The 10,760-nt window shown below is 36.6% G+C and carries 14 protein-coding genes; 9 read left to right on the top strand and 5 right to left on the bottom strand.

Features of this window, described 5'->3' with window-relative positions:
* Nucleotides 1-120 precede the first annotated feature (120 nt).
* A complete protein-coding gene (locus tag HMPREF2767_RS05655; RefSeq protein ID WP_070622987.1) occupies nucleotides 121-666 on the bottom strand; it encodes a Maf family protein in 546 nt (181 codons plus the stop codon).
* Between the two features lie 121 nt (nucleotides 667-787).
* Between HMPREF2767_RS05655 and HMPREF2767_RS05650 the strand changes: the two genes are divergently transcribed.
* From HMPREF2767_RS05650 to fumC, 7 genes are all read left to right on the top strand, one after another.
* Nucleotides 788-1,135 carry a DUF6176 family protein gene (locus HMPREF2767_RS05650; RefSeq protein ID WP_040929553.1) on the top strand — a complete coding sequence of 116 codons (348 nt, stop codon included), beginning with the start codon at nucleotides 788-790 and terminating at the stop codon, nucleotides 1,133-1,135.
* Nucleotides 1,136-1,183: 48 nt separating this feature from the next.
* A complete protein-coding gene (gene queG / locus HMPREF2767_RS05645; RefSeq protein WP_070622985.1) occupies nucleotides 1,184-2,311 on the top strand; it encodes a tRNA epoxyqueuosine(34) reductase QueG in 1,128 nt (375 codons plus the stop codon).
* 3 nt (nucleotides 2,312-2,314) lie between these two features.
* On the top strand, nucleotides 2,315-2,782 hold the full coding sequence (gene trmL, locus HMPREF2767_RS05640; RefSeq protein WP_371327384.1) for a tRNA (uridine(34)/cytosine(34)/5-carboxymethylaminomethyluridine(34)-2'-O)-methyltransferase TrmL: 468 nt from the start codon (nucleotides 2,315-2,317) through the stop codon (nucleotides 2,780-2,782).
* A gap of 10 nt (nucleotides 2,783-2,792) precedes the next feature.
* Nucleotides 2,793-3,536: an oxygen-insensitive NADPH nitroreductase gene (gene nfsA, locus HMPREF2767_RS05635; RefSeq protein WP_070622983.1), complete on the top strand. Its 744-nt coding sequence runs from the start codon at nucleotides 2,793-2,795 to the stop codon at nucleotides 3,534-3,536.
* A gap of 312 nt (nucleotides 3,537-3,848) precedes the next feature.
* Complete coding sequence (locus tag HMPREF2767_RS05630) at nucleotides 3,849-4,433, top strand: sugar phosphate isomerase family (protein WP_070622980.1); 585 nt, start codon at nucleotides 3,849-3,851, stop codon at nucleotides 4,431-4,433.
* Between the two features lie 11 nt (nucleotides 4,434-4,444).
* Nucleotides 4,445-4,630, top strand: a complete 186-nt coding sequence (locus HMPREF2767_RS05625; RefSeq protein ID WP_070622977.1) for a hypothetical protein — start codon at nucleotides 4,445-4,447, stop codon at nucleotides 4,628-4,630.
* A gap of 83 nt (nucleotides 4,631-4,713) precedes the next feature.
* The gene (fumC, locus tag HMPREF2767_RS05620) at nucleotides 4,714-6,102 is read left to right on the top strand and encodes a class II fumarate hydratase (RefSeq protein WP_068130659.1); all 1,389 of its coding nucleotides are present in this window, start codon (nucleotides 4,714-4,716) and stop codon (nucleotides 6,100-6,102) included.
* A 42-nt stretch (nucleotides 6,103-6,144) separates the two neighbouring features.
* On the opposite strand, the gene HMPREF2767_RS05615 is transcribed toward fumC, so the two are convergent.
* Genes HMPREF2767_RS05615 through HMPREF2767_RS05605 form a run of 3 tightly spaced genes read right to left on the bottom strand, consistent with a single transcriptional unit; the run spans nucleotide 6,145 to nucleotide 7,845 of the window.
* Nucleotides 6,145-6,933 (bottom strand): RluA family pseudouridine synthase, encoded by a 789-nt coding sequence (locus tag HMPREF2767_RS05615; RefSeq protein WP_070622974.1) that lies wholly within the window; start codon nucleotides 6,931-6,933, stop codon nucleotides 6,145-6,147.
* Nucleotides 6,930-7,433: a thioredoxin family protein gene (locus HMPREF2767_RS05610; RefSeq protein ID WP_070622971.1), complete on the bottom strand. Its 504-nt coding sequence runs from the start codon at nucleotides 7,431-7,433 to the stop codon at nucleotides 6,930-6,932. Before HMPREF2767_RS05610 ends, HMPREF2767_RS05615 begins: the two co-directional genes overlap by 4 nt.
* Nucleotides 7,423-7,845 (bottom strand): disulfide oxidoreductase, encoded by a 423-nt coding sequence (locus HMPREF2767_RS05605; RefSeq protein WP_246828768.1) that lies wholly within the window; start codon nucleotides 7,843-7,845, stop codon nucleotides 7,423-7,425. The genes HMPREF2767_RS05610 and HMPREF2767_RS05605 overlap by 11 nt, the downstream gene beginning before the upstream one ends.
* Nucleotides 7,846-7,945: 100 nt before the next feature.
* On the opposite strand from HMPREF2767_RS05605, the gene HMPREF2767_RS05600 reads away from it, so the two are divergent.
* Together HMPREF2767_RS05600 and HMPREF2767_RS05595 are read left to right on the top strand one after the other, a co-directional pair.
* A complete protein-coding gene (locus HMPREF2767_RS05600; RefSeq protein ID WP_083302065.1) occupies nucleotides 7,946-9,046 on the top strand; it encodes a GAF domain-containing sensor histidine kinase in 1,101 nt (366 codons plus the stop codon).
* A 13-nt stretch (nucleotides 9,047-9,059) separates the two neighbouring features.
* On the top strand, nucleotides 9,060-9,686 hold the full coding sequence (locus HMPREF2767_RS05595; RefSeq protein ID WP_068130646.1) for a response regulator: 627 nt from the start codon (nucleotides 9,060-9,062) through the stop codon (nucleotides 9,684-9,686).
* Here HMPREF2767_RS05595 and HMPREF2767_RS05590 read toward each other — a convergent pair.
* Nucleotides 9,676-10,551 (bottom strand): cation diffusion facilitator family transporter, encoded by an 876-nt coding sequence (locus HMPREF2767_RS05590; protein WP_070622962.1) that lies wholly within the window; start codon nucleotides 10,549-10,551, stop codon nucleotides 9,676-9,678. The two genes, HMPREF2767_RS05595 and HMPREF2767_RS05590, sit on opposite strands and share 11 nt — an antisense overlap.
* Nucleotides 10,552-10,760: the final 209 nt, after the last annotated feature.

Raw genomic sequence — 10,760 nt, 5'->3', positions numbered from 1 at the left:
ATTCATGAAGTAATAGTGTAGAGTTACCCGAATGCTTGATGAACAGTGGCATATTGATGAAAAACACCTGCTAATCTTCTTTCCCTAGTTAACTGAATAGAAGTTAGCAAGTGTTATTCCTTATTCAAAAAATCTCAGTTCCCGACACACATCTCCAAGTGGTAATCCAACGACAGCGTTGTAATCACCGGAGATTCGCTTAACGAACTTCGCGCCGAGTCCCTGGATACCGTAGGCTGCTGCCTTATCGTATGGTTCGTCTGTATTTAGATAGTGTTCGATTTCTTCATCGTCTAACTCGAAGAACTCGACTTCAGTTTCTCTAACGATTGGTATTTCTGTGTCACCTTTACGCAGGAGTGCTGCTGAAATAACAGTATGCGTTTTGCCCGACAGCATTTTAAGCATGCGGCGTGCGTCGGATCGGTCAGCCGGTTTCTCCAATATTTCTCCATTAAACTGTATTAGTGTGTCACACGATAAAATAATGTCTTCGTCGTTATCAATCGCGTATGATTTTAAGCTTGCGAGAGCCATTGCTTTCTTCTGTGGATCTCTTTCAGTGACAGAAGATTCGTCAATATTTGGGATAATCGTTAAAAAGTCTAATTCGACTTGTTTTAATAACTCTTGCCGTCTCGGTGATCCAGATGCTAAAATAAGCATAAATTGTCTCAATCCTTTCTTTATAATAGGTGTGGAGATATTCTAAAATAAGTGTATAATCTAATAATGTATTGAGTATCATTTTAGAATGTTTATTTGCATATCGCAAGAGGTGAAATAAATGTATAAAGTGGAGTTAACTAAATTTAGAGTGAAACCAGGAAAATCTAAAAAAGTAGACCGTTGGATGAAATACATCCAAGAAAATATGGAAGGTGTCATTCGTAACGTCGAAGGTGAAAAAGTATATGTAGAGACGATTTTCCGTGAAGCGTTTAACGATGTAGAATACCTTTACTGGTATACAATTCAAGATAAAGAAGCAGCAGAAAGTGAAACGACTTCACCGATTGATCAAACACATATCGACTTTTTTGAAGACTGTATTGATCACACGTTCCATCCGGAAGACATGGTGTCAGAGGTACTCATCATTCCGGATCGTATAAAAAAAGCAATGCAGTATTAAAAGAAGCCAATTTCGGCTTCTTTTTTAATCTATTTAAAGAGGTGGCGTATGGATTATCAAAAGTTAAAAGATGAAATAATAGAATACGCACATACAATCGGCATTGACGAGATTGGTTTTACGACAGCAGAGCCGTTTCATGAGTTTAGAGATAAATTAATTTCGTACTACGAAAACAATTATGAATCAGGTTTTGAAAAGGGTACGATTGAAGAGCGTGTGAATCCGAAGTTGTCTCTCCCGAGCGCGCGTTCAATTATCGCGATTGCAGTTGGATATCCGAATCGTCTACCAAAAGATGCACCGAAGTCTCGTAAAGGAGAACGACGTGGTATATTCGCGAGGTCTTCATGGGGATTTGATTACCACCATTTACTTAGAACGAGGCTCGAAAAGTTAGAGGCGTTTATTAAAGAACGTGTCGACGGTGTTGAAACGATGTCTATGATCGATACGGGTGTTTTATCTGATAGGGAAGTTGCGCTACGAAGTGGTCTTGGATTTGTCGGTAAAAACGGGTTTATAATCAATCCGAAACTTGGCACGTGGACGTACTTAGGTGAAATGCTTATTAGCATTCCGTTTCCGCCAGATAAACCACTCGTTGGAACTTGTGGGGACTGTACGATTTGTATTGACCGCTGTCCAACGGGTGCACTCGTTGGCAACGGACAACTCGATTCTAAAAAGTGTATATCGTTTTTAACACAGACGAAAACATTTGTGCCAGACGAGTATCGTAAGTCCATCGGTAATAGAATTTACGGATGTGACACGTGTCAGCAAGTGTGCCCGTTAAACATTGGTATCAATACCCAGCAAGACGATATTATACTAGAGCCAGAAATTTTAAAGCCGGAATTAACGAGTCTTTTAAAAGTGTCAAATAGAGAATTCAAAGAGACGTATGGTCACTTAGCAGGTGTATGGCGCGGTAAAAATCCGTTACAGCGTAACGCAATTATCGCGCTCGCACATTTTAAAGAAGAAAGTGCGATCCCGACGTTAAAAGACGTCGCAGAAAACGACGTACGCCCTGTCATTAAAGGGACAGCGTACTGGGCGATTGGACAAATTTTAGGCGATAGAGCACTCGATTATATTCACGAGCGCTACAGTAAAGAAACAGACGAAGCAGTAAAAGAAGAAATGCTAAAAGGTATACAAGAGGGTTAAATTATGAATCATATCGTATTATTTCGACCAGATATTCCACAAAATACAGGGAATATCGGACGTACATGTGCAGCGACGAAAACGAAGTTGCATCTAATAAAACCATTAGGGTTTGAAATTACTGACAAACATTTAAAGCGTGCAGGTATGGATTACTGGTACGATCTCGATATTACATATCACGAGAGTATCGAAGACTTTTTAGAAGAAGCAGACGGGAAACTTTACTTTATTTCTAAATTCGGAGAAAATTATTATCATGAAGAGGATTATTCTGATTCAGATGAAGACCACTATCTAATTTTCGGCAGAGAAACGAAAGGTCTTCCAGACTATATTAAAGAAAAGTACAAAGACCGTTTAATGCGTATTCCGATGCACGAAGATTTTAGAAGTTTAAATCTTTCAAATACAGTTGCGATGGTGCTTTACGAAGCGCTACGTCAACAAGGTTTTAAAGGACTTATATAGGAGGATGAACATGAACGAGACAATTCAATTATTACAAAATCACCGATCGATTCGTGATTTTAAAGATCAACCACTTGAAAGAGAAGTGATTGAAACACTAGTGAAATCTGCACAGCAAGCTTCGACGTCAAGCTACGTTCAAGCGTATACAATTATCGGTGTGACAGATGAAGATAAAAAACAAGCGATTATGGAAATTAGTACACAACCGTACGTAAAAGATAATGGTCATTTATTTATCTTTGTCGCAGACTATAATCGTCATTTAGAGCTTGCAAAACGTAAAGGATATGAAATACATTTTGATACGACTGAAAGTTTACTCATCGGTGTCGTAGACGTAGCGCTTGCAGCACAGAACTTAGCAGTCGCAGCAGAGTCTCTAGACTTAGGGATTTGTTATTTAGGTTCGATTCGTAACAATACGAAAAAAATAATTGAAATTTTAGAACTACCAGAAGGAACGTTCCCAGTGATTGGTATGGCAGTTGGATATAAAAATAGCGAAGGTAGTTTTAAAGAAAGATTACCACAAGACACAGTTTACTTTGAAAATACGTATCCAGAATTTGAACAAATCGAAGCGTCTCTAAATGATTACGATGAATCAATTACAGAGTATTATAAAACTCGCGATGAAAATAAACGACAAGATAACTGGTCAGAGCAAGTCGTTAAGAAATTATCAAAAATGGATCAAGTCCGTAAAGATATAAAAGACGTATTAAATGCACAAGGATTTTTAAAAGATTAAACGAAAAAACGCAAACTTTAGAAGTTTGCGTTTTGTTATGTCATTATTATTTTTCATCTGGTCCGTTATCGACGTATCCTGGTTTGTTTTCTTTACCAGCTGTAAGAATCGAAGTTAGGAATGCTGCACATACCATAAAGATAAGAATTGCTTTCATCTATAATATCCCCCAGTGCGTTTAATAGTTACTCTCATTATAAACTATTTTGTCAGTGAAACAAAGCGTATTTTAAATATCAATTAAACATTGTTTAAAATGGCTGTTTTCGGGTAATCTATTATTAATAACTGTTCTGATAGGAGACGACAATTATGGCTTTAAACTTTAGAATTTATGAAACAAAACATGATGCGGATTTATTTTTAGCAGATCAATTAAGAAAACAAATTTCATTAAATCCGGATTCTACATTAGTACTTGATTTAAACGATACATTAGATAACGCATATGATTATTTAATCGGTGAAGTAAATAACCATCCAGTCAATTTAGCAAACGTGAAATTATTACTTGCAAATGGTGATGGGGGTGCGAAATTTAACGCACTCGATATTCCAGAGCAACAAATTCGTAACGTAAAATCAGATGACGATTTAAATCGTTATCTCGACAAAAAAGAGAAAGTAAACGTTGCGGTATTAAATTTAGATCATGAATTTAAAGGATTTAAATCTGGTAGTAGCGACGACTTATTTAAAGCAAAAGAGTTATTTATATATGCGTCAGGTAGCGGTGCGAGTGAAACAGTTCGTAAACTATACGACGCAGATATGAGTAAAGATTCTCCGTTAAGTAAAGTAAAAAATCATCGTATGGTAACTGTTATTTTAGACGCTGAAGCGGCGAGTAAACTAGATAGAGACATTCGCGAATTTTACACGTACAAGTTTGCGTAGGAGAGATAATGATGGATAAAAAACGTAATGAAGAATACACTGACGAAAATACGATGACGTTTAATACAGAAGACGTAAAAGCACTCGGTGAAGAGATGGAAGCTATCTCCGAGGGCCCAACAGCGTCAATAGACCATACAAACCACGGTGCAGACTTACAAGATAAAGACCTCGACAAAGACGAGAATAAAAAGTAATTATGAACTAAATAATTTTAAGTGAATCCTCCTGTAATTTCAGTTATACTAATGGTAAATACAAATTCAGGAGGATTTTTTTAATGTCTTACAGAATAGAACATGATACGTTTGGTGAAATTAAAGTTCCAGCAGATAAGTTTTGGGCAGCACAAACTGAGAGAAGTCGTCAAAACTTCCCAGTTGGTAAAGAAAAAATGCCGATTGAAGTGATTGTTGCTTTTGCACAACTTAAACGCGCGGCTGCAATTGTGAACTCTGAACTCGGTAAATTATCTGAAGAGAAAAAAGACGCAATTGTTTACGCGACAGACAAAATTATCGCTAGAGAACTAGACGAGCACTTCCCGTTAGTCGTATGGCAAACCGGAAGCGGTACGCAAAGTAACATGAACGTGAACGAAGTCGTTGCACACGTTGCGAACGATTATTTAAAAGAAAAGGGTAGTGACGAGGTTGTTCATCCTAACGATGACGTCAACAAATCACAAAGCTCAAACGATACGTTCCCAACAGCAATGTACGTTGCGTTAATGACTGAAACAGAAGTGACGTTACTTCCAGCACTTCAAAAGTTACGCGACACGTTTAAAGAAAAAGAAGAAAAGTTCCAAGATATTATTAAAATCGGTCGTACACACTTACAAGATGCAACACCACTTTCACTTGGTCAAGAAGTGAGTGGCTGGAGATATTCTTTAGATAAGTCATTAGAAATGATCAACGAATCTAAAAAACAACTCGCAAACTTAGCAATCGGTGGAACTGCTGTTGGTACAGGGTTAAACGCACACCCTGAGTTCGGTGATAGAGTTGCAAAACAAATCTCTGAGCAAACAGGATATGATTTTGTTTCATCTGACAACAAATTCCACGCGTTATCACAGTACGATGAAGTTGTATACTTCCACGGTGCTTTAAAAGCATTAGCCGGAGATGTATTAAAAATCGTTAACGATATCCGTTGGTTAGCATCTGGTCCACGTGCAGGTATCGGTGAAATTACGATTCCTGAAAACGAACCAGGATCATCAATTATGCCAGGTAAAGTAAACCCAACGCAAGCTGAAATGTTATCGATGGTTGCAGCACAAGTATTTGGTAACGATGCAGCAGTTGGATTTGGTGCGTCACAAGGTAACTTTGAATTAAACGTTTATAAACCATTAATTTTAATGAACACGTTACAATCTATTTACCTTCTAGGCGACGGTATGGATACGTTCAACAACAACTGTGCAGTTGGAATTGAACCGAACATGGAAGTAATCGATGAGTTATTAAATCGTTCACTCATGTTAGTCACAGCATTAAACCCACATATCGGTTATGAAAATGCAGCGACTATTGCGAAAAACGCACATAAAAAAGGTATTACATTAAAAGAATCAGCATTAGAAACTGGTCTAGTAACAGAAGAACAGTTCGACGAATGGATCCGTCCAGAAGATATGATTCATCCGAATGCGTAATTGAAATAGAAAAGGTCAGTCTCATATGAGACTGACCATTTTTTATATTTCTACATTGATAATTTTTTCTGTAACGGGATGGTTAAACTGGACACGTGAAGCGTAGAGTCGTAGTGTATCATTGTTAGTGCCACCGTATATTTTATCTCCAATAATCGGTGCGCCGAGATATGACAAGTGAACGCGAATTTGATGTGTACGTCCTGTTTCCAGTTGAACTGTCACTTTATTATCTCTGATTGAAATAACGTTTGTTACTGCGTGTTTTCCACGTCGATTCACTTCTTGATGATTTCTACTTTTCGCTTGTTTGATTGGTAACTCTATTTTACCGATTTTTAATCTACCGATTGAAGAGACATATACTGTATATTCTCTTATAATTTCATGGTGTTCGATCATATAGTCTAACATCTTTTTAACGTAGCTATTTTTAGCGAGTATGAGAAGGCCTTTCGTGTCGTAGTCTAATCGGTGTACGGGCTCTAAGTATGCAGATGAAATTGTATTCGCCGCGTCGTTCATTAACGTATTTGTTTCGTCGTCGTTCGGATGCGTCTTTTTATTGTGCGGTTTTAACACGACTGCTAAATAATCATCTTCGTACATGACATTTACTGTCTCGTTACTTTTTATATAATTACTATCTTGTGAAAAATCAGGAAGATGAACAACATCTCCCTGACTGACTAAATCTCTTAATTGTTTTTGTTCGCCGTTTATCGTAATTTCTTTACTCATTCTTAACCAGTGCATTTCTTTTTTAGGGATATGCATTGATTTTAAAATGTTTTCGAGCGATTCGTTTTGCTGTGTGGCCGTAAAAATCATTGGTTTCTAACGCTTTTAATCCATTCTACGTAGTTGTCTGCCGATTGTGCGCCACCTTCAGCACGCGTCACTTCTTTACCGTCTTTATAATAGACGAGTGTTGGTGTTGCAGTAATCCCTGCAGTTTGTTGGAATTCTGGATATTCTAACACGTTCAGTTGAACGAGAGGGAAATCCTCTTTTTCTTTTGCACCGATTAATAGTGGAGTAGATTCGATACAATACTGACAAACTGGGCTCCAGTAATAGACGAATAATTCATCTTCATTGTCGATCTTTTCTTGTGTCACTTCAGGTGTTTCATTGAAATGATAGTTTTCATCGTCTAATCTGTCGATTGTTGGACCTTGGAGGTCTTTGACCTCTTTATCAGTATATGGATAATAACCACTTTCACTGATCTTTTCTGGATCATTTTTGTCAGACTGTAATACTAAAAATACCGCAGCAAAAGCAATGATAACGACTGCAATAATACCGTAAAATAATTTATTGTTCATAGTTTTTCTCCTTTTTAAAAGTGAATATTGATAAAATAATAATAATAAAGAACGCTGTAAGCGACATGAACGGAATCGTTATAAATCCGAGATAGTTTACGTATGTCACTGTACAAGTATTATCACTACACGCGTTAAACCCGTCTTGTATCGCCGGTAGTTTTTGAAGTGAATAGTGGTAAATACCGATTAAAAAGCCGAATACACTCATCGATAATATATAAATGTTCGCTTTTATGTCGTTTTTAATTATTGCGATTAAAGATATAATAGTAAGTGGGTACATTAAAATTCGTTGATACCAGCATAGTTCGCATGGTATGTAGTTTCTAATTTCACTGAAATATAAAGACCCGAGTGTCGCGATGAGTGACACGATAAAAATAAGTTGCATCAATAATTTTTTGTTCAACCGATCACCTCAATGTGTTACGTACGTTACGTTTTATTTTAACATAAAGAGAAATGTATAGAGAAAATAAAGTGTCGAATTTTTTACAAGGAGCATGCATGTGAAAAGTAAAATAGAATTACTACGAATGATTGCAGAGTATTTAAATCAAGAGACAAATCGCGACACGATGTTAAATGAGGCGCTGAAGTTACTGATCGACAATAGTGAATTCGATACAGGATGGATTTTTTTCATCGATAAAAATGGAGAACACGACCTCGCTGCGCATTATAATTTACCAGTTGGATTAAAGGAAAATGATTATGAGAAATTATTTAACGGTAAATGTTGGTGCGTCAATCAGTATAACCGTGATAATTTAAAAAATGCGACGAATATAATCGCGTGTTCTAGACTAGAAAAATTGATGCGTGAAGATGCTTCTAAAAATGAAGGGATCACACATCACGCAACAGTACCGCTTATATCTAGTGGGGATTCGTTCGGTATATTAAACGTCGCTTCTAAATACGTTAAAGCATACGATAAGGACACGTTAGATTTGCTAGAATCCGTCGCGTTTCAGATCGGTTCAACGTTAAAGCGACTTGAACTGACAAAGATTGAAAAAGAAAATGCACGTATTCAAGAACGTCAACGCCTCGCAAGAGATCTTCATGACTCGATTAGTCAGACGATTTTTTCAATTAACATTATGAGTAATGCTGGAGTTAGAATTGCAGAGTCAGAAGAGATGAAATCGACGCTACAAAAAATTGAGTCGACGTCTAAATATGCAATGAATGAAATGAAAGCATTAATTTGGCAGCTAAAACCAATTGGGTTAGAAAACGGGCTCGTCGACGCGTTAAAAGAATATGCAGCGCTCATTCATATTGAATTATCGATTGATATCGATGGATTTTATCAGTTACCAGATAACAGTGAAATTGAAGTGTTTCGTGTCATCCAAGAAGCGTTAAATAATACGAGCAAGCACTCGAATGTTAATAAAAGTGATGTCAAAATTATCGTTTCTGAAGGTGTGTTTTCTGTCGTTGTAAGAGATGAAGGTGACGGATTTGATATGAAAGAAGTTACGCGCCAACACGGTCTAAAAAATATGAAAGCACGTGTCGAACGACTCGGTGGGTTGTTTAGTGTTAAATCTAGTCTTGGGCATGGTACGACGATTCGCTTTACGATACCGATTGAATAGAGGGGATATAACTATGAATATTGTAATTACTGACGATCACGCAGTCGTGCGTGAAGGTATGAAGTTTTTACTTAGTACGACAGAAGATTTAAAAGTCGTAAAAGATGTCGATAGTGGTGCGAAGTTAATTCAGTTTTTAGAAGACAATCATAAAATGATAGATTTAGTATTACTCGATTTAGTCATGCCTGAAATGGACGGTATGGCAGTATTAGAAATCGTTAAGCGAGATTTTCCAAAATTAAAAGTCGTTATATTAACGAGCTACACGTCAGAAGAGTACGTACGTCCTGCATTAAATAAAAAAGCAGACGGCTATTTAATTAAAGAAATGGATGCGGATGATTTAATCGAATCATTAAGAAGAGTTGCAAATGGAGATCAGGTTATTCATCCTGATGTGGAGTTAATGTTATCTAAAGGGCAATTACCACATCAAAAAAATGTATTATCAACTAGAGAATTAGAAGTGTTAAAAGAGATGGTACTTGGTAAAAGTAATAAAGAAATCGCGGAGACGCTATTTGTAAGTGAAAAGACGGTCAAAACACATGTGAGTCATATTTTAAATAAACTCGAAGTGTCTGACCGTACACAAGCTGTCGTCTATGCGATTCGTCATCACATTATTAATTTATAACTGCAGGTTCTATATGAACGATTGTTTCAGTATCTCCGAATGCGTCGGACATAGCATGTTCGATGTGTTCGGTAATTTTATGTCCTTCTATCACGTTTAAATGTGGATTGACAGTGACTGTCACATCGATAAAATAAATAAATCCGTGAGAACGACCCTTAATATCTACAACGTCTATGACGCCGTCGACATCTTCAATGAGTGTCTTCATTTGATTCAATATTTTGCTATTAAATCCGTCAGTTAATGTCGTTGCGGTTTCTTTAAAAATAATAATCGCAGTGTATATAATTAACGCTCCGATTAAAAAACTCGCAATTGTATCCAGTGTTTTAAAACCAAGTAATACTCCAATGATACCAATCGCAGCACCAAGAGATACCATGCCGTCTTGGAAGTTATCGATACTCGCAGCTTTTAACGCGACACTGTTGACTTTATTTGCAAGTTTATAGTTAATGACCGCGACGATAATCATTACAATCATTGAAAACAGAGATACATATAACGATGTCGTACTCGGTTCAGCGAAGTCGTTATTAATAAATTTAATAACCGTTTGTATAATGACTTGTATACCGACCGCAAACATAATGAAACTTGCAATTAACGCTGCAATTAACTCTGCACGAAAGTGACCATACGTATGGTTATCGTCTCTTGGAATTAAAGCGATTGTTAAACCGATAAATAGCGCTGTCGATCCAATCACGTCAGTAAAGTTATTTAATCCGTCTGCGATTAACGCATCGGACTTATCGAAAAAACCAACGGTAATTTTAACGACTGTTAAAAAAATATATGTACAAATAGAAAGCACTGCACCGTGGCGTGCTTTTTTAATATTTTGTTTAATCGTTTGCATTTAAGCACCTCGAACAAAAATAATCTAGATATAAATTTTATCACTTTTTAATTGAGATTACATATGTATTATTTTACTTTTACGTCTAAAAAGGAATATAATAAAATAGCACGATAGGTATTAACAAACAGAAAACAAAATGGCATAATTATAAAATAAAAAGACGTATTAATTTGAAATTCATTAGAAAATTATATGAATAACATGCG

Origin of the sequence: Nosocomiicoccus sp. HMSC067E10, from assembly GCF_001810835.1 — a bacterium.
In the GTDB taxonomy this organism is placed as follows: domain Bacteria; phylum Bacillota; class Bacilli; order Staphylococcales; family Salinicoccaceae; genus Nosocomiicoccus; species Nosocomiicoccus ampullae_A.
Note: the sequence above shows the minus strand (reverse complement) of the source record. Positions and strands in the feature narration are given on the sequence as shown.